This is a genomic window from Ensifer adhaerens, assembly GCF_020035535.1.
Classification (GTDB): domain Bacteria; phylum Pseudomonadota; class Alphaproteobacteria; order Rhizobiales; family Rhizobiaceae; genus Ensifer.
Window position 1 is genome coordinate 903,038 of record NZ_CP083349.1, and the last position, 25,116, is coordinate 928,153.

The 25,116-nt window shown below is 62.2% G+C and carries 24 protein-coding genes; 12 read left to right on the top strand and 12 right to left on the bottom strand.

Going from position 1 to position 25,116, the window contains the following annotated elements:
- Positions 1-4 precede the first annotated feature (4 nt).
- Entirely contained in the window at positions 5-892 is an 888-nt protein-coding gene (locus LAC81_RS04400; RefSeq protein WP_223726870.1) for a YicC/YloC family endoribonuclease, read from the top strand.
- Positions 893-895: 3 nt separating this feature from the next.
- Positions 896-1,555, top strand: a complete 660-nt coding sequence (gene gmk, locus LAC81_RS04405) for a guanylate kinase (protein ID WP_113536839.1) — start codon at positions 896-898, stop codon at positions 1,553-1,555.
- 69 nt (positions 1,556-1,624) lie between these two features.
- Here the strand turns inward: gmk and rsmA are convergent, their stop codons facing one another.
- From rsmA to lptF, 6 genes are all read right to left on the bottom strand, one after another.
- Positions 1,625-2,452, bottom strand: coding sequence for a 16S rRNA (adenine(1518)-N(6)/adenine(1519)-N(6))-dimethyltransferase RsmA (gene rsmA / locus LAC81_RS04410; protein ID WP_223726871.1), 828 nt, complete (start codon positions 2,450-2,452; stop codon positions 1,625-1,627).
- Positions 2,452-3,480 carry a 4-hydroxythreonine-4-phosphate dehydrogenase PdxA gene (gene pdxA, locus LAC81_RS04415; protein ID WP_223726872.1) on the bottom strand — a complete coding sequence of 343 codons (1,029 nt, stop codon included), beginning with the start codon at positions 3,478-3,480 and terminating at the stop codon, positions 2,452-2,454. Before pdxA ends, rsmA begins: the two co-directional genes overlap by 1 nt.
- Positions 3,481-3,492: 12 nt before the next feature.
- Complete coding sequence (locus LAC81_RS04420) at positions 3,493-4,431, bottom strand: peptidylprolyl isomerase (protein ID WP_113536842.1); 939 nt, start codon at positions 4,429-4,431, stop codon at positions 3,493-3,495.
- A gap of 187 nt (positions 4,432-4,618) precedes the next feature.
- Positions 4,619-6,970, bottom strand: coding sequence for an LPS-assembly protein LptD (locus LAC81_RS04425; protein ID WP_223726873.1), 2,352 nt, complete (start codon positions 6,968-6,970; stop codon positions 4,619-4,621).
- A complete protein-coding gene (lptG, locus tag LAC81_RS04430) occupies positions 6,970-8,049 on the bottom strand; it encodes an LPS export ABC transporter permease LptG (RefSeq protein WP_223726874.1) in 1,080 nt (359 codons plus the stop codon). Before lptG ends, LAC81_RS04425 begins: the two co-directional genes overlap by 1 nt.
- Positions 8,046-9,215, bottom strand: coding sequence for an LPS export ABC transporter permease LptF (gene lptF, locus LAC81_RS04435; protein WP_223726875.1), 1,170 nt, complete (start codon positions 9,213-9,215; stop codon positions 8,046-8,048). The genes lptG and lptF overlap by 4 nt, the downstream gene beginning before the upstream one ends.
- A 417-nt stretch (positions 9,216-9,632) precedes the next feature.
- On the opposite strand from lptF, the gene LAC81_RS04440 reads away from it, so the two are divergent.
- Positions 9,633-11,126: a leucyl aminopeptidase gene (locus tag LAC81_RS04440; RefSeq protein WP_223726876.1), complete on the top strand. Its 1,494-nt coding sequence runs from the start codon at positions 9,633-9,635 to the stop codon at positions 11,124-11,126.
- A gap of 41 nt (positions 11,127-11,167) precedes the next feature.
- Positions 11,168-11,617 carry a DNA polymerase III subunit chi gene (locus LAC81_RS04445; protein WP_223726877.1) on the top strand — a complete coding sequence of 150 codons (450 nt, stop codon included), beginning with the start codon at positions 11,168-11,170 and terminating at the stop codon, positions 11,615-11,617.
- Positions 11,618-11,691: 74 nt separating this feature from the next.
- Here LAC81_RS04445 and LAC81_RS04450 read toward each other — a convergent pair whose 3' ends face one another.
- The gene (locus LAC81_RS04450) at positions 11,692-12,618 is read right to left on the bottom strand and encodes a Gfo/Idh/MocA family protein (RefSeq protein ID WP_223726878.1); all 927 of its coding nucleotides are present in this window, start codon (positions 12,616-12,618) and stop codon (positions 11,692-11,694) included.
- 227 nt (positions 12,619-12,845) lie between these two features.
- Between LAC81_RS04450 and LAC81_RS04455 the strand changes: the two genes are divergently transcribed.
- The gene (locus LAC81_RS04455) at positions 12,846-13,688 is read left to right on the top strand and encodes a GNAT family N-acetyltransferase (RefSeq protein ID WP_223726879.1); all 843 of its coding nucleotides are present in this window, start codon (positions 12,846-12,848) and stop codon (positions 13,686-13,688) included.
- Between the two features lie 19 nt (positions 13,689-13,707).
- Here LAC81_RS04455 and LAC81_RS04460 read toward each other — a convergent pair whose 3' ends face one another.
- Entirely contained in the window at positions 13,708-15,597 is a 1,890-nt protein-coding gene (locus LAC81_RS04460; protein ID WP_223727762.1) for an ABC-F family ATP-binding cassette domain-containing protein, read from the bottom strand.
- A gap of 313 nt (positions 15,598-15,910) precedes the next feature.
- On the opposite strand from LAC81_RS04460, the gene LAC81_RS04465 reads away from it, so the two are divergent.
- From LAC81_RS04465 to LAC81_RS04475, 3 genes are all read left to right on the top strand, one after another.
- On the top strand, positions 15,911-16,198 hold the full coding sequence (locus LAC81_RS04465; RefSeq protein WP_223726880.1) for a hypothetical protein: 288 nt from the start codon (positions 15,911-15,913) through the stop codon (positions 16,196-16,198).
- A gap of 142 nt (positions 16,199-16,340) precedes the next feature.
- Entirely contained in the window at positions 16,341-16,619 is a 279-nt protein-coding gene (locus LAC81_RS04470) for a hypothetical protein (RefSeq protein WP_223726881.1), read from the top strand.
- 89 nt (positions 16,620-16,708) lie between these two features.
- Positions 16,709-17,161 (top strand): MarR family winged helix-turn-helix transcriptional regulator, encoded by a 453-nt coding sequence (locus tag LAC81_RS04475; RefSeq protein WP_223726882.1) that lies wholly within the window; start codon positions 16,709-16,711, stop codon positions 17,159-17,161.
- Between the two features lie 10 nt (positions 17,162-17,171).
- Here the strand turns inward: LAC81_RS04475 and LAC81_RS04480 are convergent, their stop codons facing one another.
- Entirely contained in the window at positions 17,172-18,251 is a 1,080-nt protein-coding gene (locus LAC81_RS04480; RefSeq protein ID WP_223726883.1) for a GGDEF domain-containing protein, read from the bottom strand.
- A gap of 280 nt (positions 18,252-18,531) precedes the next feature.
- Between LAC81_RS04480 and LAC81_RS04485 the strand changes: the two genes are divergently transcribed.
- Positions 18,532-21,132 (top strand): AMP-binding protein, encoded by a 2,601-nt coding sequence (locus LAC81_RS04485; protein ID WP_223726884.1) that lies wholly within the window; start codon positions 18,532-18,534, stop codon positions 21,130-21,132.
- On the opposite strand, the gene LAC81_RS04490 is transcribed toward LAC81_RS04485, so the two are convergent.
- Positions 21,118-21,627: a DinB family protein gene (locus tag LAC81_RS04490; protein ID WP_223726885.1), complete on the bottom strand. Its 510-nt coding sequence runs from the start codon at positions 21,625-21,627 to the stop codon at positions 21,118-21,120. The genes LAC81_RS04485 and LAC81_RS04490 overlap by 15 nt on opposite strands.
- A gap of 147 nt (positions 21,628-21,774) precedes the next feature.
- On the opposite strand from LAC81_RS04490, the gene LAC81_RS04495 reads away from it, so the two are divergent.
- Together LAC81_RS04495 and ndk are read left to right on the top strand one after the other, a co-directional pair.
- Positions 21,775-22,464 carry a glutathione S-transferase family protein gene (locus LAC81_RS04495; RefSeq protein WP_223726886.1) on the top strand — a complete coding sequence of 230 codons (690 nt, stop codon included), beginning with the start codon at positions 21,775-21,777 and terminating at the stop codon, positions 22,462-22,464.
- Between the two features lie 102 nt (positions 22,465-22,566).
- Complete coding sequence (ndk, locus tag LAC81_RS04500; protein ID WP_034803877.1) at positions 22,567-22,989, top strand: nucleoside-diphosphate kinase; 423 nt, start codon at positions 22,567-22,569, stop codon at positions 22,987-22,989.
- Positions 22,990-23,077: 88 nt separating this feature from the next.
- Here the strand turns inward: ndk and LAC81_RS04505 are convergent, their stop codons facing one another.
- Complete coding sequence (locus tag LAC81_RS04505; RefSeq protein WP_223726887.1) at positions 23,078-23,587, bottom strand: hypothetical protein; 510 nt, start codon at positions 23,585-23,587, stop codon at positions 23,078-23,080.
- The gene (locus LAC81_RS04510) at positions 23,584-24,144 is read right to left on the bottom strand and encodes a CGNR zinc finger domain-containing protein (protein ID WP_223726888.1); all 561 of its coding nucleotides are present in this window, start codon (positions 24,142-24,144) and stop codon (positions 23,584-23,586) included. Before LAC81_RS04510 ends, LAC81_RS04505 begins: the two co-directional genes overlap by 4 nt.
- Before the next feature lie 67 nt (positions 24,145-24,211).
- Here LAC81_RS04510 and LAC81_RS04515 point away from each other — a divergent pair, with 67 nt between their 5' ends.
- Positions 24,212-25,108 (top strand): branched-chain amino acid ABC transporter permease, encoded by an 897-nt coding sequence (locus LAC81_RS04515; protein ID WP_223726889.1) that lies wholly within the window; start codon positions 24,212-24,214, stop codon positions 25,106-25,108.
- The last annotated feature ends 8 nt before the right edge of the window (positions 25,109-25,116 follow it).

The window sequence follows — 25,116 nt, forward strand, 5'->3', positions numbered from 1 at the left end:
GACTATGCCGCTCCAATCGATGACCGGCTTTGCCCGGAGGGAAGGCAGCAGTGGCCGCCGCCGTTGGGCCTGGGAATTGCGCTCCGTCAATGGCAAGGGCCTTGATCTCAGATTGCGCCTGCCGCAGGGCCTGGAACGCTTCGAGCCTGAAGTGCGCAAACTCGCCGCCGACTTTTTTTCGCGCGGCAATCTCCAGGTCGGACTTTCCGTCAGCGGCGCGGAAGCGACCGTCGAGGCGGTAGTCAACCAGGGCGCGCTGACGGCCGTCCTGAACTTGCGCGAACAGCTCGGTGATCTCGTCGATCCGGCACCGCTTAAGTTCGACACGCTGCTCTCGATCCGCGGCATCGTTGATTTTCGCGAACCGGAAGAAAGCGAAGAGGAGCGCGCTGCCCTTGATGCGGATATCCTCGAAGGGCTGAGGCTGGCACTTTCCGACCTGCGTACGATGCGTGAAGACGAGGGTGCCGCGCTCTGTCAGATCCTGCTGGCGCAGGTGGACGGCATAGAGACGCTGACGGGGACCGTAGAGGCCGATCCGTCACGTAGCGCCGCCGCGATCGCCGACCGGCTCGCGCAGCAGGTGGCACTGGTCATGGACAATGGTTCCTCGCTCGATCGGGAGCGCCTTTATGCCGAAGTGGCGCTGCTTGCCACGAAGGCAGACCTCCGGGAAGAAATCGACCGCCTCGGCTCACACATCGTTGCGGCGCGGGAACTGCTGTCGAAGGGTGGCCCCGTTGGCCGCAAGCTCGATTTCCTGGCACAGGAATTTAACCGAGAATCGAATACCATCTGTTCCAAGTCGAACGCGGCCGCCGTTTCGGCCGCCGGCATTGAGCTCAAGGTCGTCATCGACCAGTTCCGCGAACAGGTTCAGAATCTGGAGTAAAGCATGACCCCGGCGACCCCTTCGCCCATCAAGATTGCCCGTCGTGGGCTGATGCTCGTCATTTCCTCGCCCTCGGGCGCCGGAAAGTCGACGATCGCGCGCAACCTCCTGGAAGCCGATCCGGAGATGAGCATCTCCGTCAGCGTGACGACGCGCCAGCGCCGCCCGAGCGAAATCGACGGCCGACATTATCATTTCAAAACGATCCGTGAATTTGAGGCGCTCAGAGCAACAGACTCGCTGCTGGAATGGGCGGAGGTGCACGGCAATTTCTACGGTACGCCGCGCGACGCCGTCGAAGCGGCGATGGCTGCCGGCCGTGACATGCTCTTCGATATCGATTGGCAGGGTGCTCAGCAGCTTCAGGAAAAGATGGCCGGCGACGTCGTGTCGATCTTCATCCTGCCGCCGTCGATGGCCGAGCTGCAGTCACGCTTGCACCGCCGGGCCGAAGACAGCGAAGAGGTGATCGCCACGCGGCTCGCCAACTCGCGCGCCGAGATCGAGCATTGGCGGGAATACGATTACATCGTGCTCAACGACGATCTCGACCGCGCCTTCTCGGCGGTCCGCTCGATCGTCGAGGCCGAGCGGCTTCGCCGTGACCGGCGCCCGGGCCTGTTCGATTTCGTCAATGGGCTTCTGACGGAAAATCCGTTCTAGCTCGCATTGCGAGCAGGGCAGGAGGCCGGAGGGCTCCGGCCTCCTGCGGCTCGGCGGTTGCCAAGGCGGCTAGAGGCAGTTTGCCAGCCGGCAGAATTCTTCCACCGAAAGCGTCTCGGCCCGCCGTTGCGGGTCGATATCGGCCTTCGCCAGCAGAGCCTCGCCGCCAAGCGGCTTCAGACTTTGGCGCAACATCTTTCGCCGCTGGCCAAAGGCGGCGTGCGTTACCTTCTCAAGTGCCGACACGGAGCAGGGGATCGGGTTTTCCACCGGCTCCAGATGAACCACAGACGACGTTACCTTCGGCGGCGGCGTAAATGCCTGCGGCGGTACGTCGAAGGCCATCCGCGCGTTCGTACGCCAGCCGCAGAGTACACCGAGACGCCCGTAGTGGTCGTCATCCGCGTCCGCCACGATCCTGAGGCCCACTTCGCGCTGGAACATCAGCGTCAGCGATTGCCAGAAGGGCGGCCAACGATCCGGCAGCAGCCAGTTGACCAACAATTGCGTTCCGACATTGTAGGGCAGATTGGCGATGACTTTGACCGGTCCATCGTCGGCAAGCGTCTCGAACGACGTCTTCAGGGCGTCACCTTCGATCACCTGCAGCCGGCCCGGATAGTGAGCGCTGATTTCAGCCAGAGCCGGCAGGCAGCGGGAGTCCCGTTCGATCGCGATGACCTTCCTGGCGCCAAGGGCCAGGATGGCACGTGTGAGACCGCCGGGACCAGGGCCGACTTCGATGACAGTCACGCCTTCGAGTGAACCGGCGGTCCGCGCGATCTTCTGTGTCAGATTGAGGTCGAGCAGGAAGTTCTGTCCGAGCGCCTTCTTGGCGTCCAGGCCGTGACGCTGAATCACGTCGCGTAAGGGGGGGAGACCGTCGAGCGCGGCCATCAGCGGGTATCTCCTGGCGTATTAGCCGCAAGGGTAGCGGCAAGGTCGAGCGCTGCTCTCAAGCTGTCGTCGCGGGCAATGCCCTTGCCGGCCAGGCTGAAGGCCGTGCCGTGGTCGGGCGACGTGCGGATGAAGGGAAGGCCGAGCGTGACGTTGACACTGTCGTCGAAGCCAAGCGCTTTCGCCGGGATCAGAGCCTGATCGTGATACATGCAGATCGCAACGTCGTAGCTCGCGCGCGCCCGGTCGTGGAACATCGTGTCAGCCGGCAGCGGCCCTACGGCATCGATGCCTTCCGCGCGCAGCCGGTCGATGACGGGGCGGATGATCGCATCATCCTCAAGACCGAGCGCACCGTTCTCGCCGGCGTGCGGATTGAGCCCGGCGATTGCGAGCCGTGGGCGCTCAAGCCCGAAGCGCGTGTGCAGATCAGCCGCCGTTATCACGCAGGTGCGATAGATGAGGTCTGGCGTCAACTGATCCGGCACGTCCTTCAGCGGGATGTGGATCGTGACGGGGACGGCGCGCAGCTTCGGCCCGGCAAGCAGCATGACCGGCAGGACGGGTTGCCCCGTCGCCTTCTCGGCAAGGTCCGCCAGGTATTCCGTATGGCCGGGAAAGCGGAAGCCGGCATCGTAAAGAACCGCCTTGGCGATCGGGTTGGTTACGACTGCGGAGGCTTCGCCGGCGGTCACAAGGCGCACTGCGGTGTCGATCGCGCCGATGACGGCGCTGGCATTGGCGGTGTCGGGATCGCCCGCTGTGACCAGGGCAGGGCAGGCAAGCGGTAGCACAGGCAGCGCCGCATCAAACGCGGACATCGCGCCGCCGCAATCCGTTTCTCGAATGGGAACCGAATAGCCAAGCAGCGCCGCACGCGCGGCAAGCACTGAAGCATCGCCTATGAACAGAAAGGGCGCCGTCGCGTGCCCGCGGCGGCCAAGCCAGGCCGAAAGGCTGATGTCCGGACCGATACCGGCCGGGTCGCCCATGGTTAGGGCGAGTGGTCCGCCGGTTGGTTTGCGCATGTTGCCGGGTGCTTACTTGTTGACGATCTGCGCTTTCTTGCGCAGTTCCTCGAGGTACTTTTCGCTGTTGGGGTCTTCGCCGCCTTCTTTCTTCTTGCCGATGTCTTCGGCACGGAAGACGATTTCCGCGGCCGTGTCGTCGTTGACTTCACGCTTCTTGCAGATCGCCAGGTACTCGACGCCCTTTTCGGTCACGCGGGTCCCGGTCGTGCCGTTCTCGCCGGCCTTCTCGATGAGCGGCTTCCACTCCTCCGGCAACTGCTGGGCCAGCATCCGTCCTAGGCTGCGGATCGAAACGTCGCGATAGTTGGCGGCAAACGCCTTCGAGGTCTCGCAACCCGGGAACTGCGAACGGGAGGCATTCGCCTCGGCCTGCCGCTTTGCCGTGATGGCGCCGCGCTTCTTCTCGGGGATGACGAAGATCACCTGCTGCAGGAAATACTCGGTCGTCACCGGCTTGTTGCCGCCGCCTTCCATCATTCGCTTGACAAGATCGGCGCCCTGCAGTCGGCTCGAGCTGCCAAAGCGGAAGTTCACCGCGCGCGGCCAGCTCATCTGGACGGCGATAAATTGCTTGAAGTGATCGGCGCCGACACCGGCCTGGTCGAGGATCTTGCCGAGCTGTTCCGGTGAAAGCTTGTTGCCAGCCGCGAAACGGGCATAGGCGGCATCCACGTCCTGCGTGCTGACCGATTGACCGATGCGAACGATCTCGGCGCGCTTCAGGACCTCGTCCACCAGTTGCTTCTTCGCTTCTTCCGCACCACCCTTCTGGCGCTGGAGGCGTATGAACGCAACTCGCTTGGCAATATCGCCCGAGGTGATCACGGTGTTGTTGACCGTTACCTTGACCTGGCTTGCAGCCTGCGCACCGGCACATGCCGCGATGCTCAGGGCTCCGGCCACAGCCAATACCGAAAGCGTCCTCGAGATCGACATTTTCCCGCCCATTACCTTTTCCTGTTCGCCGGACGATCTCCGTCGTCGGGCCTTGTCCGCCTACCGGCGTTGCGCCGTTGCCTTATCTTGTCGGAGGAAATGCATAATACATGCGGCCAAACGATGACAAGACCGTTTGAGCAGCCCAAAATTGCGCGAAGGGGCGAACTTCGCGTTTCGCCCCTTCGTTTCAATGATCTTAATAGTAATCCAGCTCTTCGAACTTGGTGTCGCCGACATTCACGTCGCCGAGCGTGCGGAAGCTGATTCTGGCGCCGATCGACCAATCGTTCGCCAGCGTGCTGCCGGTGTCGCGTTCCTGCTTGTAGACGATCGAGAACAGGGTGTCCTGATCGTCGTAGGTCACGCCGAAGCCGTTGCGCGAAATGACGTCCCGGTTGATGTCGTAGGTGATGGCACCAAACACCGACCAATAGTCATGGAACTTGTAGGCGGCGGCCGTCTGGATTTCGTCCTGGTCCACCTGTGAGCCATAAAGCGGCTGGGCTTCGATGCGCGTGTAGGTCATCGCCGCCTGCCAGGTCGTGCCGAGATACCCGACGCTCGCGTCTGCGCGGCGGAGTCCTAGATCCCTTTCGTCGAGACGGCCCGAGAGGCTGGCCATCAGGCCGGACGGTGCATCGATGCCGAACATCGCGACATAGTCTGAGCTCTTCGTTTCCAGACCGGAGTTCGCGCCGGCCTTCACCAGGTCGTCGGTTGCAAACGAATTCAGACCACCGAGATGGAAGGACTGACCGACGACACCGCGCAGGCCATAGCCGCTGTCGAACGTGCCGGTATAGCGGAAACCGACGTTGGCGCGCGTGCCACCTTCGACCCGGTCGAAGCCCGAGAACTTGTCGCGGTCGAAAAGGTTGGTCGCGTCGAACACGAAGCTCTGGGCGTCTTCGTTCGGCAGGCCGCCGGCATCCTGTTCGTCCGGGCGTGCATAGAGCTGAGCGATCGGCTCGAGCACGTGGCTGCTGCCTTCGCCGACGAACAGGATCGGGTAACGGGCCTCGAGACCGGCGGTCAACATGCGCCGCGTCGTCGCGTCGCTGGTGTTGTAGTCGCCGGTATAGAGCGGTCCTGGAGCGTCCATGTTGAGCCCGAGGGCATCACCACGCGCCGCCAGAAGCGGTGTGACGACGAGGCCGCCGGGGGCGATGAAAGTGCGCTTCCATTCAAGCTCGCCCGTCAGGCGGTGGGTTGTGCCCTCCAGACCGCGGAAGCGATCGACGACGCCTGGAACATTCTCTAAGTCCAGCCGGTTGCGCTTGATGTTCGTCAGGTTGACGGTTGCCGAAAGCTCGCCGCCCAAAATGGGCTGAGGCGCCTTGTAGGAGTAATCGAGAACCTGCACCGTAGGTTGCTGATTTTCCTTGATGCTGTTCGGGTCCGCGTCCTGAATGTCGAAGTAGAAGGCGCGCAGATCGAAGAAGTTTCGCTTGCCGAGCCCGGTCAGGTAGGCCTGGTTGACATAGGTCGTACCGTCGAAGTTCGACAGTTCGTAGGTCTTGGCGAAGTTTGCGTCCGACTGGACGAGAACGTTCCAGCCGAATGTCCAGCGCGGATTGATCTCGAACTCGGCCTTCGACCCGATCATGCCGCGATTGGTCTTCTCCGCGTCGACCGTGCCAGGCGTGAACTTGCTCTTGTCGAGTTGGCTGATGCCGGCGACGTTCAGCGTATGGAAGCCGTTGTGGAACCGCTGGCGGAATTCGCCCTCCAGCAGGAAGCCCTGCCGGGTCAGGCCCGTCACGGTTGCCGTCGCATCCATATAGGGCGAGATCGCCCAATAGTAGGGAACGCCGACGCCGACGCCGAGCTTCTGTGCCGAGCGGAATGTCGGGAAAAGGAAGCCGCTCTTACGCTTGACCGTATGGTCGGGCAGTTCCATCACCGGAATATAGGCGATCGGCTTGCCGAAGAGTTCGAAGCGGGCGTTCTCGAGGCGAATCGTCCGCGTACGACCGTTCTGAATGACGCGCTGCGCCTTGATGTGCCAAAGCGAGCGATGCTCCGGCTTGGTAGCGCAGGGCGTGCAGGCCGTGTAGACGGCCTCGTTCAGGATGAATTCCTCACCGTTCCGGCGCTCGCCGCTGGTCGCGGCAAGCCGGGTCAGATCGGTGGTTTCGATGCGCATCTGCTCAAGGAAACCGTTCCCGAAATCATCGGTGACGTCCATCTTGTCGGCGTAGACGACATTGCCGCCCGGCTCGATGAACTGGATTTCCCCGGATGCCAAGATGCGGCCATTCTTCTGGTCGTACTCGACCTGACGGGCCACCATCTTGTAGCCGCCGTAGTCGATCTGCACGTTGCCGCGCACGATCACCTTCTCGGCGTCCTTGTTGTAGACGAGCTCATTGGCGGACAGAAGCAGCTTGGCGTCTTCCGGCATGTTCGGGCGCAACGAATCGAGGCGGTCCGAACCCTGCTGCGCCATTGCTGGCGCATTCATTCCCATGGCAAGTGTCTGCAGCGCCACGCCTGCAAGCAGGGTAGCGTTGATCAGCGTCATACGTTTGCGGTTCACTACCGCCACTAGCCATCCTCCTGATTTAAAAGAATCGTCGAGCCCAGCGCCATCGCTACAACAACTGGCAACCAGGCTGCAACGAAAGGAGGCACAATGCCGCTGCTCCCGAATGCTTTGACAAGCACGGTGACGACATAAAGCACGAAGCCTGAGACGATGCCACCCAGAATTACGGAGCGAGATTGGTTGAACCGGCTAAATTTGAGCGACACGCAGGCGGCTATCAACGTCATGGCGACGAGAAGCAGCGGCAGCGAGAGCATCGAGTGGAATTGAGTTTCCATGCCGTTTGTCGAGAAGCCGAAGGAGCGAGCCACCTCGATCTTGCTCGGAAGGTCGAAAAACTGAATGGAATCAGCCTTTGCAAGACGTTCCTGAACAAACTCGGCCTTTAGATTGGTGCTGAGCTGTGCTGTTTTCAAACGACGCGGCAGCTGCCCGTTGCGCGTTTCCGTTACGTCGTTAAGAAGCCAGTAACCATCTTCGAGTTTCGCCGACGCCGCATCCTGTCTCAGAATGATCGTGCCCTGTGGATCGAAGTGGATGACCGTGACGTTGAGGAGCGTCGTTCCGTTGTCCTGGACCGAGCGCGCGCCGATGATTGTATCCGTACCGTTGTAGATTTGCCGCAACCACGGAATGGATCCGGCATCGGAGGATCGCGAGGCGCCCCATTCCGCCAGAAGCGCCTCTCCACGTTTCGTTCCCCAGGCAGCAAGCGGGTTCAGCACCACCACTGCAAGCACGCCGAAAAGGAAGGCACCCAGAACGAACGGACGCAGGAACTGCCAGACGGAAATGCCCGCGGCGCGGGTCACGACCAGTTCGTAGCGCCGGTTGAGGGAAATCAGCGCCGCCATTGCCGAAAACAGCGCCACAAACGGGATCGTCTGCTGCAGGATCAGCGGGATGCGGAAGGCGGTCATCAGCAGAGCGCCGGTGATCGAATAGTGCGGCAGGTTTGCGAGGCGGCTCGCCTGTTCGCTGAAGTCGATGATGAAGATCAGCGAGAAGATACCGACAAGGAACCAGAACGTGGTGATCACGTAACGGATGAAGAAGTAGCGGCCGAGCGTACCCATCATGACGGCTGTCCTCCTTCGGCATCACGCCGTACGAGGCGGAGACGAACCAGGAGGTCCTGCAGCTTTTCCTGCCAGGTCATCGGGATGTCGAGGCGCTTGTTGCTGACGAGCTGGTGAATGCAGAGGGCACCGGCCGCAAGCGGCACGATGTACATCAGGGGCACGAACCAGATGGAATCCTCGGCGCTGTTGCCGGCATAGAAGGTCATCCAGCGAATGAGCAGCGCCGTTCCAAGCGCGCTTACCATCGGATGGACGCGTGCTTCGCGGTGGGACCTTGCGTCACTGCTGAAAACCAGCGCGATCAGTCCGAACAGAAGCGGAAAGGTCCACTCCGTCAGGCGGCGATTGAGCTCGGCGGTAAAGGCGAGCGGCTTGTTCTTGTAGACCTGATCGTTCAGATCCGGATTGAGAAGGCCGGCAAGGTCGCGGTCCTTCGCCCGAATCGTCGCCTCGCGGGTCGTCTTGGTCATGTCGGCAAGGTCGAAGGCATAGGAATCGAACTTGATGATCGAGACGCTGCCGTCGGGCAGTTTGCGTTGCACCTCGCCGTCCTTCATCACCAGGGCGGAGCTCTTTTCATCGACCGCGCCTTCGCGGGCGTAATAGACGAGCTCAAAGGCCGGATTGCGCGAATCGGCAACGAAGATGCCTTGCAATACGCCGCCGCTGCGGCGCGCGCCGACCTGAACATAGAGGCCGTCGGCAACCTTGCGGAACGAATTCTCCTGAACGACCGACGACAGTAAGTCGGCGTTGGCGGTTGCCAGCATCTTGCGTACCGAAACGCGCGAGTAGGGCTCGACAAAATTATCGACCGCAAAGGACAGGACGCTCAGGCCCGCCGCCAGAAATATGATCGGCCGGATGATGGCCATCCGCGAGCTGCCGGCAGCGTTGAGCACCGTCAATTCCGAATCGGTGTTCATCGTGGTGAGCGTCTGGGTGACGCCGATGACCAGAGCGAAGGGCAGGATGATCGGGATGACCGAAGGCAGGATGAGGGTTGCGAGCTTGGCGAAAGCCAAGACTGACTGGCCGCTGTCGGTGACCAGGTTGACGTTGGCGAGCGCCTGGGTCGTCCACACAATCCCAAGCAATGGCAGGAGAGTCGCGAGGAACATGACCAAGGCACGCCGGAATATGTAGCGTTCGATCAGCTTCATGCCCGTGTCCGGTCCAAAATCCTGCTCATGTTTCTGTTCCGGCGGCGGTATCGGACCAGGCCTTGCCTGTGTCCAAACCGAAGCCTGGTTCTCGCCCGCTATTTCGTGTCGCTCAAATTGTGAAGCAACAGGGATAATTTAAGGCGAAGAACCTCGGTTAACCGCATGTAAACATCTGGGGGCATCTTGCCAAGCGGTTGAAAAGCGAGAAGGGTGCCGGCCACAGCTTTGACGGTGGCGAATGTTGCGAATATTTTCCACTGTAACCGCCCGGTAACAGGGCGGATCGCCGCAGGCCTCGCCGTGTCGTCCGGATGCGTCGTGGCCCGATCACCTTGCCCTGGCGCCCGGCTCTCGGAGGCTTCTTTCGAATCTCCGGCTGCGCACAGAATCATGAAAATACCCCGGAGTTTTCCAATGCCGATGAAGTTCGAGTTCACCTTTGCCAAGTCCCACCGGCCGAGCGGCGGTGTCGCGGTACTCCTCAAGACGTCGGGCGCTGGAGCCGCTGCTGGCGCCGACGTCGCCGATCCGGAAGATGTTGTGGCAAAGGCGGCCAAGGTGAAGAAGTTCACCGGAAAGGCATTCTCCAGCCTCGATATCATAGCGCCGCATGGCTCTCCCGCAGACCGAGTCATCGTGTTCGGAATTGGAGAGGCGGATGCACTCTCGGATCACGATTGGCTGAAGGCCGGCGGCGCGGTTGCGGCGAAACTCGGCTCGGCTGACAAGGTGACCGTCTTCATCGATGCTCCCGAGGTCGAAGTGACCGGCAAGGCGGCCGCCGACTTCGCGCTCGGTATGGAGATGAACGCCTATAGCTTCGACGGCTATAAGACCAAAAAGGCCGACGACGACGCCAAGACCTCCGGCAAGCCGACCAAGGTCACGATCGTGACCGGTACCGTCATTGCTGCGAAGAAGGCTTTCGCGGCGGCAGAGGCGGTGGCCGAAGGCGTGTTCCTGGCGCGCGATCTGGTGAACGAGCCGGCGAACGTACTGGGCCCGGTCGAATTTGCGGCGAAAGCGAAGGAACTGGAGAAACTCGGCGTTGAGGTGGAAATCCTCACCGAAAAGGATATGAAAAAGCTCGGCATGGGTGCGCTTCTCGGCGTGGCGCAGGGCTCTACCCGTCCGCCGCGCCTTGTCATCATGCAGTGGAAGGGTGGCAAGGCCAAGGAGCGGCCGCTCGCCTTCATCGGCAAGGGCGTCGTCTTCGACAGCGGCGGCATCTCGATCAAGCCGGCCGCCGGCATGGAGGAAATGAAGGGCGACATGGGCGGTGCGGCTGCCGTCACCGGCCTGATGCACGTGCTGGCCGCGCGTGAGGCGAAGGTCAACGTCATCGGGATCATCGGCCTTGTGGAAAATATGCCCGATGGCAGCGCTCAGCGCCCCGGTGACATCGTCACCTCGATGTCCGGCCAGACGATCGAGGTGATCAACACGGATGCAGAAGGTCGTCTCGTGCTTTGCGATGCGCTCTGGTACTGCAACGATCGCTTCAAGCCGCAGGCAATGATCGACCTTGCGACACTGACCGGCGCGATCATGGTGGCGCTGGCGACCCATCACGCCGGCCTGTTCTCGAACGACGACCGTCTCGCCGGACAATTGCTCGCCGCTGGCGTCGCGACGCATGAACGCCTGTGGCGCATGCCGCTCGGCAAGGAATACGACAAGATGATCGACAGCAAGTTTGCCGACATGAAAAACACCGGCGGCCGCTACGGCGGCGCGGTGACGGCGGCGCAGTTCCTGAAGCGTTTCGTCAAGGACACGCCCTGGGCGCACCTCGATATCGCCGGCACTGCCATGGGTGCGCCGACCGATGAGGTCAACCAGTCCTGGGGCTCGGGCTTCGGGGTACGACTGCTCGATGAGCTGGTGCGGGCGAGCTACGAGGCCTGACCGGCGATGCCGGACGTGACGAAAGGCGGGAAGTAATCGGCATGACCGAAATCCTGTTCTATCATCTGACGGAATCGAAGCTCGAAGACGCACTGCCGCCGTTGCTCGACAAGAGTGTCGAGCGCGGCTGGCGGGTGGCCGTGCAGACGATCGACGTCGAGCGGCGTGACGCGCTGGATACGCACCTCTGGGTCTATCGTGACGAGAGCTTCCTGCCACATGGCACCGATGCCGGCGAATTCGCCGCCGATCAGCCGGTGTTGTTGGTGGCCGACGAAGGCAATGCGAATGCGGCGACGGTTCGTTTCGTCATCGATGGCGCCAGCCCGCCTGACGTTTCGGCCTATGAGCGCATCGTGTTCATGTTCGACGGTTACGACCAGGAGCAGCTTGAAGGCGCGCGCGCCCATTGGAAACGGCTGAAGGCGGAGGGGCACACCTTGACCTACTGGCAGCAGAACCGCGACGGCCGTTGGGAAAAAAAGGCCTGAACTTACAATATGTTGCGACGAAAAAGCCCGCGGCCGAAGCCGCGGGCCTTCTTGTTTCTGCCGTGTCCGGAAGATCAGTCGTGGAAGGCCTCGACGAACTTGCGCTTTCCGAGCATGAAAGCATCGGCAACGTGGCGCAGCGGCGCCAGATCGACGTCCGACTTTCGGGCTTTGACGATCTCGGCGAAGCGCCGATAGAGCATCGGGTATTCCTGTTCCGGTTCCTGATGCACGAGCTTGCCATCGACGGCGAGCTTCGCGCCGCCTTCGGACAGTACCATCTCGCCCGCCGCGGTCCGGGCAACGATGTCCCAGCTCTGCTTGCCGGTCTGGCGCCAGTCGAACTCGGCGGAAACCGGCAGTTTCTGCGCATCTGTGAAGGTGATGTTGGCAGCGATCGGCGCGTCGCGGTTCTCGGGGAATTCAAGCACGGCCGCGGTCACGAACAGCGGGTTCGGGAGGATGTGCGTGACGATCGAAAGTGCGTTGATGCCGGGATCGAAGACGCCGAGGCCTCCCGCCGCCCAGATCCATTCCTGGTTCGGGTGCCAGTGGCGCACGTCTTCTTTCCAGATGACCTGGACATCATTGATCGTCGTTGCCGCCAGGAAGGATTTTGCCGCTTCGACGGCAGGCGCGTAACGGGAGTGCCAGCTTGCGAACAGCGACAACCCCTTCGATGCCGCCAGTGCCTCGAGGTCGGCGACTTCGCTGAGGGTGGCGCCCGGGGGCTTTTCCAGGAACACATGCTTGCCCGCGTCGAGCGCGGCGCGGGCAGCCTCGTAGCGATACTGCGGCGGCATGCACAGTGACACGGCCTCGATCGAAGGTACGGCTTCGAGCATAGCTTCGATCGATTTGAAGTTGTCGATGCCGTCGACCGTGCCATGCCGGCTTGCGGCGGCGATCAGGTGATAGTCGCTGTTCTTGGCGATCGCCGGCAGGTGCTGGTCACGAACGATCTTGCCGATACCGACAAGGGCAATATTGATGGGGGCCATGGTGTTCCGCTCGATTTGTATGACTTATTGTCGGCTCTTGTAGCAGATTGCGCAGAGGGGACAAGCGCCGCCGGTCCGCCGGCAGCTTATGCCATCAATGTCGGCGAAATCGACAGAGTATCATTCCCTCTGAACGCCACCGCGCTAGCTCTACCACCGGACGTGCCGTTTTGTCTCGTCAACCGGGCGGACGTTAGGGCGATCTGACCGCCCCTGAGGAGTGAACCATGCAGCAGAAAATTCGTCGAGCAAGCCGCGGGGAACTCGACGTCATGATCGAGTGGGCGGCCGAGGAGGGATGGAATCCGGGGCTCGGCGATGCGGGCCCTTTCTGGGCGACCGATCCGGACGGTTATTGGGTGGCCGACGGAGAGGACGGCCCCGTCGGAGCGATCTCGCTGGTGCGATACAATGAAAGCTACGGCTTTCTTGGTTTCTACATCACCCGACCGGACCATCGCGGTCAGGGCATCGGCCGGCAACTGTGGCAGCAGGCGATGTCGGCCGCCGAAGGACGCATAATCGGCCTCGATGGCGTGGTCGCCCAGCAGGAGATTTATCGCCGCTCCGGTTTCACCTACGCCCATGCGAATATCCGCTACGGCGGCAGCATCGACGTCGTCGAGCCGCCGGGCGCCGATCTTCTGGAGGTGGCGCCGGTCCATATGCCGCTCCTCACTGACTTTGACCGCCGCTTCGTCCCCGCCCGTCGCGAGGCATTTCTTCGCGAATGGCTGAAGCCGAGCGATGGACGGCGTAGCGTCTTGCTGCTGCGCGACGGCGCGGTCGCGGCCTATGGCACGATCAGGGCCTGCCGCAACGGCTTCAAGATCGGGCCGCTGTTTTCCGACACCGAGACGGGGGCCGATCTGGTCTTTCGCAAGCTTGCAGCCGCTGTCAACGGCAGTGAGGTCTTTCTCGACATTCCCGAACCGAACGCCTCGGCCAAGGCGCTTTGCGATCGCTACAATCTGCGGCCCGTATTCGAAACGGCGCGCATGTATCGCGGGCCGGACCCCGGGTTGCCCCTTGCGCGGATCCACGGCATCACCACGTTCGAATTGGGCTGAACTGCCGGGCCGGCTGTTATCAACCGGCCATCGCCTCTTCGTACTCGGCGGAAAGCTCGAGCCATTGCTCTTCGGCGTGAGAGAGTTTCGCCGCCGCGTCGGAACGTTCCTTGGCCTTTTGTGCAGCCTTCGCCGGGGATTTTTCGTAGAGCGCCGGATCGGCAAGTTCCACATCAAGTGCCTGAATCAGTTTTTCCAGCTTTCCGGTCAAGGATTCGATTTCATTGATCTTCTTGCGAAGCGGCGCCAGCGAGGCGCGCTTGTCGGCGTTGGCCTTACGCTGGTCCGCCTTCGAAAGGCTGTCATCGACGCCGGTCGGCCTCGGCTTCTCGTCCTTCGCCTTCGGTCCCCCGACGATCAGGCTGCGGTAGTCTTCAAGGTCGCCATCGTAGCTGGTCACCGTTCCATCACGCACCAGCCACAGCCGGTCGGCCGTCGCCTCGATCAGGTGCCGGTCGTGCGAGATCAGGATCACGGCACCGGAATAGTCGTTGAGCGCCGTGATCAGCGCGTTGCGGCTGTCGATGTCGAGGTGGTTGGTCGGCTCGTCGAGGATCAGGAGGTTCGGCGCGTCGAAGGCGGCAAGGCCCATGAGCAGCCGCGCCTTTTCACCGCCGGAAAGATCCTTGGCGGGCGTTTCCATCTTTTCCGTCGCAAGCCCCATCTGCGCCACGCGCGAGCGCACCTTTGCTTCGGGTGCTTCGGGCATGCGTCGCCGTACATGTTCGACGGCGCTCTGGGTGGGGATCAGGTCGTCGAGCTGGTGCTGGGCGAAGAAGCCGACCTTGAGGTTCGGCGCAATCTTCAGTTCGCCCGCCTCTGGTGCAAGGCGACCCGAGATGAACTTGGCGAAAGTGGACTTGCCGTTGCCGTTCGAACCGAGCAGGGCGATACGGTCGTCCGTGTCGATCCTGAGGTTCAAACGCTTTAGGATGGGCTTACCGGGCTCGTAGCCGACGGTACCGCCGGTGACGGCGATGATCGGCGAGGCGGCTTCCTTCTCCGGGTCCGGGAAGGAGAAGCCCTGGACATGATCTTCGATCACCGCCGCAATCGTACCCATGCGCTCCAGCGCCTTGACGCGGCTTTGCGCCTGGCGGGCCTTGGTGGCCTTGGCCTTGAAGCGGTCGATGAAGCTCTGGAGGTGCTTCCGTGCCGCGTCGTTCTTGGCTTTCGCCTTCATCTGCAGCTCGTCGGCTTCCGCCTTCTGCCGCTCGAACTGGTCGTAGGGCCCACGATAGAAGGTGAGCTTCTTCTGATCGAGATGCACGATGGCGTTGACCGCGGTGTTCAAGAGGTCGCGGTCGTGGCTGATGATGATGACGGTGTGCGGATAGCGGCGGATGTAATCTTCGAGCCAGAGCGTGCCTTCAAGGTCGAGATAGTTGGTCGGCTCGTCGAGCAGCAGCAAATCCGGCTCGGAAAAGAGCACGCCCGCGAGCGCCACCCGCATCCGCCAGCCGCCCGAAAATGAGGAGGCGGGACGCAGCTGTGCTTCGTGGTCGAAGCCGAGGCCGGCGAGAATGCTTGCAGCACGCGCTTCTGCGGAGTGGGCACCGATGTCGGCGAGCCGTGTCTGGATTTCGGCAATCCGGTGCGGATCGGTCGCTGTTTCCGCTTCGGCGACCAGCGCAGTGCGCTCCTTGTCCGCCTTGAGCACGATCTCGATCAGCGGTTCCTCTGTGCCGGGCGCCTCCTGCGCCACCTGACCGATGCGCGCGTTCTTCGGCAGCGCGATCGAGCCGGCTTCCGACGCGAATTCGCCGGTGATGATGCGAAACAGCGTGGACTTGCCAGCGCCGTTTCGGCCCACGAGCCCCGCCTTCGTGCCCGCCGGAAGCGTCACGGATGCATTTTCGATGAGGAGACGTCCCGCGATGCGGGCGGAAAGGCCGGAAATCTGGATCATTGCGGCCTTTTGCCCGGACTTGGCCGGGAAGGCAAGAGGCGCGGGCACGCTGCGTTTCCTCCGGCGTCGGTCTGTGATTTCAAGAGGCCATTGTTATCAATTTTTGAACAACGCGTTCCGACAATCGATACTACACATCCTCATCGTGAGGGACCATCTCAATAACGGAAGGGCGGGGAACGCTCTTCTGACCGCCTCGATCGACTGAACGCCATCGGCAAAGGGCCCCGCGTTCCGAGGGACGACCGATCCGGCCACGGACAATTTAGATGAAACCTCGTTCAACCGAACGAGCCTCCCAGGAGTGAAGACCATGAAAACTGTAATCCAGACCGCTCTTTCCGCCGCTCTCGTTGCAACCGCTATCCTCGGTGGGGCCTCTGCTGCCTTTGCCGGAGGCAGCTACTACGAAGGCATCAGCCCGACGCCGCTGTTCACCGAGCGCACGCCTGCCGTCACCGGCAAGACCTCCTTCACCATCGGCAATTCGGAAGCTGGCTATGTGGACAGCACCCGGACCGGCTCGGTGGTAAACTACGGCGTTGCGCCGAAGAGCGTGATCGGCGGCGAAGGCGAATACTATCAGGGCATTTCGCGCTAACCGCGACGATATAAGGGTGCGGGCTTCTGCCCGCACCCACTTTCAAGGGATTTGATTGATCATCGCCATGATCCTATGAGGCGACCTCCCAAGCGCCAAGCGGGCTTAGCCCTACCGTCTATCTCCACCAAGGAACCGATCCATGAAGAAGTCCATTGCCGCGATCCTCGCTGCGGCCGCCATGCTCGGCGGCGCGTCGGCCGCTATCGCCGGCGGCAGCTACTACGAGGGCGTGAGCGCCACGCCGCTCTTTACCGGCCGCGCTGAGGCCTCCGCCGGCACCGGCGTCTCCGCGAGCACGACCAGCCGCGGCGATTACTACGCAGGTATCGAAGACAGAGCCGTCGATGCGACGGCAACCGGCGCGATCGCCAACAGCCGCGCCAAGGCTTTCGGCCAGGCCGACGAAAACAAACAGTAAGTCACGCCAAACGGTTGACCGAACAGCCCGGTCCCGCCACGCGGGGCCGGGTTGTTTCGTTTTGGCGTTGCCAGATGAGGTACATTGCCATGACAGAAAAAGTCGAAGTCGCCGAGCGGCTCTTCGATCTCTATCACTGCGTTCATCGCCTGGTGAACGCGTCTATGTCGGAGGAAGGCGTTTCGCTCGCGCGCAGCAAATTCCTGTTCTATCTGAACACGCTGGGGCCTTGCCGCTGCGCGGATATCGCCTCGGCGCTCAACTTTGCGGCCAGAACCGTCACCGAAGCGATCGACGGGTTGGAGCGGGACGGCATGGTCGTCCGTGAAGCAGATCCGGAAGATCGTCGCGCGAAGATCATCTCGATCACCGATCGCGGGAGGCTCGCACTGGAAGCGGCCTTGCAGCCGCGCCATCGCACGATCGATGAACTGTTTTCCGCGCTTGACGATTGCGAGCGCACCGAGCTCTTCCGCTTGCTTGGCTGCCTCCGGGAAAAGGCGTCGGAGATCGATGAGAACCGCCAGCCGGTCGCCGCCTGATGCGCGACGGTCAAGCGGCGCTCTGACCGTAGGTCCTGCCGTGGCCGCGGCCGAGCGCCGCCGAATAGCCAAGGATACCGGCGCCATCGCGTGCGCCGGCCAGCGCCAGTTCCGCCTGGTTGATGAGGTCGGCGCTCGTCGATGCCGGTTGCGCGATGGTGATGCCGGCTGCAAGCGAGAGCGTCTCGGCGGTGTGTGCCCGCCCGGGAAGGGCGACTTTCAGTTCTTCCACGGATTGCCGGAGGCGGCGCGCTATGGTCTCGGCATTTTCGAGGCTGACATCCCGGCAGACGAAGGCGAAGTCCTGCTGGCCCGCGCGAGCGACGAAATCGTTCTTCTTGATCGACTTGCGAAACAGCGCCGACACCTTGGCAAGCGCCTTCGCCGCAACCGCGCCACCGTGGCGCTCGGCCATCTCGTGAAGCCCTTGAACGGAGACGAGAAGCAGGGCAATCGGCTGGTCTGCCCGCTCCGTTTCGAGAATGGAGTCGAGCTTCGCTGTCAGCGCCAGACGGTTCGGCAAGCCCGTCGCGGCGTCGCGGGTAAGCGACCGGCTGCTTTCGGCGAGATCCCCCTCGAATTCGGCCATGCGCTGCGCACTGGTTTCCAGTGCGTGCTGCAGGGCATTCTCTTCGTTCATCAAACGCCCTGCCGTTTCTCGGAGCCGTGCGGCGTCGTCGGCGAAGTCCGACAGGCCGGCAACGGGATCTGCCGCCAGCCGACCGGCGAAACGATCGAGTTCGATCTTGAACGTTTGCTTCTGCGTCAGCGCAAGCTTGAGCTTGCCGGCCATGTCGGCGAGGATTTCCTGGGCTGCAGCTCTCGTCCGGTCCGCTGCGAGGGCTGCGTGGGAGACAAGGTGATGCTTGAGGCCCAAGGCGTCCAGCGAGTCCTGTTGCGGGTTGTGCCCGAGTGCCGCAAGGTCCCGGGAAAGCTGGGGCAAGCGACCGGACAGCGCCTCGTAGAAAAGTTCGTAATTGCGGGGCAGGGCAGCGATCCCGTGCGCGGACATGGCATGCGCCACTTTCAGAATGATCGCTGCCTGCCGCGCCTGCGATCGGCCGGCGTCCGCTGGAACTTGCCTGGTCATTCCGTCGTGGTCCCCACATGTCTATCGGACGATGATGTCCGGATCGATGAGCACTATGGAAGGCCGCTTTTAAGGGAGTCTGAAGATTTCAGGCGGTTGCCCATTCCCGCCCGGTATGGTTGCTGAATTCCATCTGAGGGAGGCAGTACGCAACTGACAATCGCAACCGAGCTGACAGCCGTCAGCTCGTCGATCTTTATACTTGACGGCTTTAGTCACCAATTATATTCGGCGCTGCTAAATCGGGCATCGGAGCTCGGGCAAACAGCGACGGTCAAGGATGTCCATCTCGTTCATTGCGAATCTGGCGAAATGGGGCGACCGGCCGGCGCTGGTCTTTTCCGGGCAGCGGACCGTCACCTATCGGGAGCTCGGTGAGCGGATCATCCGCCAGGCGCTGGCCTTCCGAGGTCCGCGTGGGTTGGTGGCGATCGAGGCGGAGCTTTCCGAACATGCGATCGTTGCCTATCTGGCAGCACTGGCTGCGGGGCATGCCGTAGCGATGCAGGCCCCGAAAAACGGCGCGACTGCATCTTGGGTCGATGCCTTCGAGCCAGACTTCTGCTTCCGCCGGATTGATGGCCGCTGGCGCACGGAGCATCTGCGACAAGACGGCGGGGCGCCCCATGACCAACTCGCCGTCATGCTCTCGACCTCCGGCAGCACCGGTTGCGGCAAGGCCGTGCGCCTGTCCCGGGAAAACATCACGGCAAACGCCGCGTCCATCGCGGACTATCTCGGTCTGACGGCCGCGGATCGCGGCTGCCTCATCCTGCCGCTTCATTACTCCTACGGCCTGTCGGTGCTGAATTCCCACCTGGCAGCCGGCGCCAGCCTCTATATCCCCGGCGGATCGGTCCTCGATGCCGGTTTCCTCGATGGTCTTGCCGAAAGCGGCAGCACGAACCTTGCGGGTGTGCCCTATTCCTACGAATTGCTGGAGAAGGTGGGCTTCCGCGATCGGCGGTTCCCGCACCTGCGTTTCATGACCGTCGCTGGCGGTCGGTTGGGCCCGGACGTCATCCGTCTCTACAACGACCACCTGGGCGCTCAAGGCGCGGCCTTCTTCGCCATGTACGGCCAGACCGAAGCCACCGCGCGCATCGCCTATATGCCGCCCGCTTTGCTTGCCGGCAACGAGGACAGGATCGGCGTTGCGATCCCAGGTGGGCGCCTCCTGATCGAGAATGAGAACGGTGCGCCGATCGAAAGCGACGGCCTGGCCGGTGAACTCGTCTATCGCGGCCCGAACGTGATGATGGGTTATGCCACGTCGCGTGACGATCTCTGCCGCGGTGCCGAACTCACCGAGCTGCGCACTGGCGATCTTGCGATGCGACATGCCGATGGGCTGTTCCAGATCGTCGGCCGCATGAAGCGGATCTCCAAGATTGCCGGGCTCAGGATCGCGCACGACGTGCTGGAAGCAGCGCTCGAAAGGCGCGGCATCGCAGCTGCCGTCGTCGGTGACGATGCCGGCCTTCACGCCTTTTATACCGGCAACCGCGATGCCGAAGAGGTCAAGCGGTTCCTGGCGCAGGCAAGCGGGTTGACGCTCGCCCATCTGAAGGCCACCGCGCTTGCCGAGATGCCACGGCTTGCCAGCGGCAAGGTCGATTACAACGCGCTCAACATGGCAGCTCGCCAGGCAGCAGCCAACGGCGACGACGACAGTGGCGGCATCGAAGAACTCTTTGCGCAGGTCTTCTATCCGAAGCGGGTTAAGCGCTCGGACAGTTTTGTATCGCTGGGCGGCGACTCCCTTCGCTTCGTTCAGCTTTCCATGGGTTTGGAAAAGGCGTTGGGGCAAGTTCCGGACGCCTGGGAGACCTTGTCGATTGCCGACCTGTCGGTCCAGGAACGCTGCGAGACCGCCACGCGGCGGATCGGGACGGACCTGCTGGTACGTGCGCTGGCCATTCTGCTGGTCGTGGTGCACCATGAAACCGTGTGGCCGATCCCCGGTGGATCGGCGGCCATGGTCGTTCTCGCAGGCTTCAGCCTCGCCAGGTTCCAGATAGGGCCGCTTCTCGCCGGAGATGGCTGGGCGATCCTGCGGCCGCTCGCTCAGGTGCTGGTTCCCTATTATCTGATCGTCGCGACCTATGCGGTTGCCTGGGGTGAGGTGCCCTGGGCCTCGGTTCTGCTCGTCGGCAATTTCGGCCTGACGCTTCCGGAGACGCATGGCATGGTGCCGTATCTCTACTGGTTCATCGAAGCCTATTTCCAGATGATGCTGGTCTTCGTCGGGCTTTTCGCCATTCCGCGGTTCCGCCGTTTCGTATCGGCAAGACCCTTCGCCGCAGGGATGTCTCTGCTTTTGGCGGCACTTGTCGCCCGGCTTGCCCTGCCGTTGCTCTGGCCGATCGGCAATCGGCAGATCTTTACCCTGCCCTGGATCTTTTATCTCGCCGTTATCGGCTGGTGCGCCGCCGTCGCCGAAACGGCCAAACAGCGGCTGCTGCTGATGGTGGCCGGCACAGGAGCCTTCCTGTTCTTCGGCCTGTACGAGGGAGTCTGGATCGGGACGCAGATCAAGTACATCTTGCAGATCGCCGTCCTGGCCGCGCTCATCTATCTCCCGCGCATCAACGTGCCGCGTTGGGCGGCGCAGCTTATCCTGCCTCTGTCGGCAGCGGGTTTCCACATCTACATCCTGCACCGCTTCGTGCCGGAGTTGCTGATGCTGCCGCTGCAGCCGGCATTGCCAACCCCGGCGTTTTCGTTCCTGTCGATCTTCGGCGGTGTGGCGCTCGGTCTCGTCGCCTGGCTCGGCCAGCGGCAACTCTTGAAAACGCTTGCCGCGTGGCGGGAGCGTGAGATCCGGCCACTTCGGGTGCTCAACTTCGCAGTGCTGCGATCTCCGCTACGCCCACTGTAATCCTTCGGTCCTGAGGAAATAGGCGAGATCGAGCGCCAGGGATGGGCCACCGAGCGCGGTGAGCGTTGCATGCGCCTGCCCGCGGTGATGGGTCTGGTGGTTGAAGAAATGCGCGAGCGTCGGTGCCAGCTTCTGCGTGATGACCGTAGGGTTGACGACCGGCGAATAGGTGAGGGCTGCGGCAAGGCGTTCGTCGCTGAGGCCATCGATCCAGGCGATGATGCGCGCGTCTTCGGCAATCCGAGCGGCGGTGAGTGCCGACAGATCGTCATGGAGGATCGTGTCGAGCGAGGCTGGGGCGTCGCCCTCGCGCGTAAAGCGCTTCATCCAGATACGGTCTGCAACGAGGATGTGGTTGAGGGTCGAAAGCAGTGAGCCGAAGAAGGCGCCTCGGTTTTGCCGCAACTCGGCATCGGTCAGTTCAGCGGCGGCGGTGTAGACCAGGCGGTTCGCCCAGCGGTTATAGTCGGCGAACATGCGAAAGTGATCGAGCATCGGATATCTCCTGAGGGGGCTTCGGCTTGGGGCGACGACGCTAACTCGAAACCGCATTTCTGTGGCTGATATCACTCATGAAATTTACTGATTTGATGGCGCGGCCGATTTGTCGTTCAACGGGACGCCAACCGACCGGGAGTTCACATGACGAGAAAACTCTATTCGCTTTGTGGTGCTGACAGGGCGCGTCCGTTCTCGCCACATGTGTGGAAGACGAAGATGTCACTGGCGCACAAGGGGCTCGATTTCGACGTTGTGCCGATCGGTTTCACCGAAATCCCGGTGGTCGAGGATGGGGCGACAAGCCTGGTGCCGCTGCTGCGGGACGGCGAACGGCTGGTGAAGGACAGCTTCGAGATCGCGCTTTATCTCGAACAGAACTATCCGGACCGACCGTCGCTCTTCGCCGGGGAGGGAGCCATGGCCATCGCTCGCTTCGTCGAAGGCTGGTCGCAGACGACGCTGCATCCAGCGATTACCCGCATCATCATCCGCGACATTCACGATCGCCTTGATCCGGTCGACCAGGCCTACTTCCGTGAGAGCCGTGAAAAGCGTTTCGGCACATCGCTCGAAGCGGTCGCCGAAAGCGGGGGAGCATCTCTTGCGACCTTCTCGGAAAAGCTCGAGCCGCTGCGCCATATGCTGAAGTTTCAGGATTTCCTCGGCGGCGCGTCACCGCTTTTCGCCGACTATATCGTCTTCGGCGCGTTTCAGTGGGCGCGCATTGTCTCGCCGCAGCGTCTCCTACAGCCGGGCGATCCCGTCACCGACTGGTTCGAACGCTGTCTCGATCTGCACCACGGGCTCGGACGCAGTGTGACGGCTGCGTGAAACCCGCTTGGCCCAAGCCGAATCATCGGCGAACCCCCTTGTTTTGCGCGGGATTGGCGGCTAATGAACCGCCACTTCTCAAGAAACAAGGGATTTGAGCCAATGGCTATTGAACGTACCTTCTCGATGATCAAGCCGGACGCGACCAAGCGCAACCTGACCGGCGCAATCACCAAGATGCTCGAAGATGCCGGCCTGCGCGTCGTCGCCTCGAAGCGCGTCTGGATGAGCCGTCGCGAAGCCGAAGGCTTCTACGCCGTTCACAAGGAACGTCCGTTCTTCGGCGAACTGGTTGAGTTCATGTCCTCCGGCCCGACCATCGTTCAGGTTCTCGAAGGCGAAAACGCAATCGCCAAGAACCGCGAAGTCATGGGCGCCACCAACCCGGCAAACGCTGACGAAGGCACCATCCGCAAGGTTCACGCTCTCTCGATCGGCGAGAACTCGGTTCACGGTTCGGATGCTCCGGAAACCGCTGCTGAAGAAATCGCCTACTGGTTCTCGGGCACCGAGATCGTCGGCTGATTCAAAATCTTCGGTTCGGGCTACAACGGCCTGAATTGATTCAGGATTTGAACCGGAGCGGAAACGCTCCGGTTTTTTATTGCCGGTCTCAAACCGGGCACTTGGCGGTTTCGAAATGCTCCGGCGCCTTGCCGCCGCGGAAGACCTCCGGGTTCTTGTCATAGGCAGGGCCTTCGACCAACGCTTTCGCCGGCATGATGTCCTGGTCGATGTCGGAGATGACTGTGGTCTCGAGTTTCTGCAGCGACTGGCCCTCAGGGCCTTTGACCTCGATCGTCACCGCATAGGGGCGGTCTTTCTTCACGCAGGTAATATCTGGGCTTTCCAGCACCACCTTCTCCAGCTTCGGGAAGAGTTTGCGCTCCAGCGTGAGCGCGTCGCCGCCTGCCGGATTTTCGAAGCGTGCAAGGACAACGCTCCCATCTGGCACCGCCTCCGCCTTCATCAGTGTGATCATGTAGGTCGCGTAGGCGAGGCGGTAGTTGAAGACGAACATCTTGCCCGTCAGCTTCAACGGATCGGGTCCGCTCTCGCGCTGACAGGCGGTAGCGACGAGCGCGATGGCAATTGCCGCCAAGATCCCGAATGTCCTTGTCATGGGCCTGTCTCTTCCCTGTTGCGATGGTAGTGGCGCCTGGCCTTGTTGCGATTGCCGCAGACGGCCATGTCGCACCAGGTGCGGCTGCGATTGCGGCTGCGGTCGAGAAACAGCCAGCCGCAATTCGGGCAGATCTTCAGCCGGTCGGGTTCGGGGTTCGCCGCGAGGCTCAGCGCCGATTGCGCGGTCGCCGTGTCGAGCGGAAGCAGACCGCCAGAGTGGGAGGAGCCGCGCAAGACGCCGGCGATCGCCTCGAGCAGATCCGCCAGCAGTTCCGGTCGTCCATTGGCCGATATCTCGGCGCGAAAGTGCCGATCGGTCGCTTCGCGCAGCCACAGCAGCTTGGCGCGGTTTTCCGCGGCGACGGGGGCCAGTGGGCCGAAGCGGGTGTTCTCTGCTGCGAAGTGGTTGGCCGCTTCCGCAAAGGAATCGATTGCCGCGGCATCGGCGAAGCGATCGATCCGGCGTTCCGGATCGAAACGCAGGACGATGGAATTGGCCACATCCAGCGCCAAGGCGCCGCCGGCAAATCGATGGGCTGTCCAGGTGAAGGTCATGTGAAAATCCTAACTGGCAAAAATGATTTTACCAGTTATATTGATCTTGTCACGCTCCGGATGCGCCATGCTCTATTTTATGCAGCAGCTCGCCAACGCCGTTCCCGTCGCTGCCCTCTATGCGGCGCTCGCTTTCGGCTATGCGATCGCCTTCGCGGTGACGCGCCGGGCTGATCTCACCTATGGCGCGCTCTTTGCGTTCTCCGGCCAGATGTTTGTGCTGTTTGCGGATTTCGGCTGGAACCGGCTGTGGCTGGTGCTGCCAGCTGCTCTTGGCCTTGGGGCTGCTGCGGCCCTGACCTTCAGCCTCGGCGCCGGGCTCGTGGCCGGGCGGTATGTCATGCGGCCGCTTGCCTTCTCCTCCGCCAATACCGTCGTTGTCGCTTCGCTCGGTTGCCTGCTGGTCCTGATGGAAATGGCGCGGCTCGCCTCGCAGTCACGCAGCCTGTGGCTGCCCCCGTTCCTGAACGGCAACATCGTCTTCTGGAACGATCCGCGTTTTCCCGTAACCCTGACGATCATACAGATTGGCAACACGGTGCTGATGGCGGCGCTCGTGGCAGCCGGGCACTGGTTCCTCACGCATTCGCGGGCAGGGCGGTTTTGGCGTGCAGTGTCCGAGGATCGGGGGGCTGCAGCGCTCTGCGGCGTCGATGCCGCGACTGTCTACATCGTCGCCTATGGCGTGGCATCGTTGATCGCCGCCGTCTGCGGCGTTCTCGCTGCGTCGTACTACGGCAACATGGACTTCGGCACGGGATTGACCTTCGGCGTCAAGGTGCTGTTCATCGCTGCGATCGGCGGCCAGGCTTCACCACTCTACGCGGCGCTCGGTGCGGCCGGAATCGGATTGCTTGAGACGCTCTGGACCGCCTATGGCCCCATTCTCTGGCGTGACTTCGCGATCTTCGGCTTTCTGGTGGTCGTGTTGGCGGTGACGCGCAAGGAGAAGGTCATCCCCTGATCGCAAGA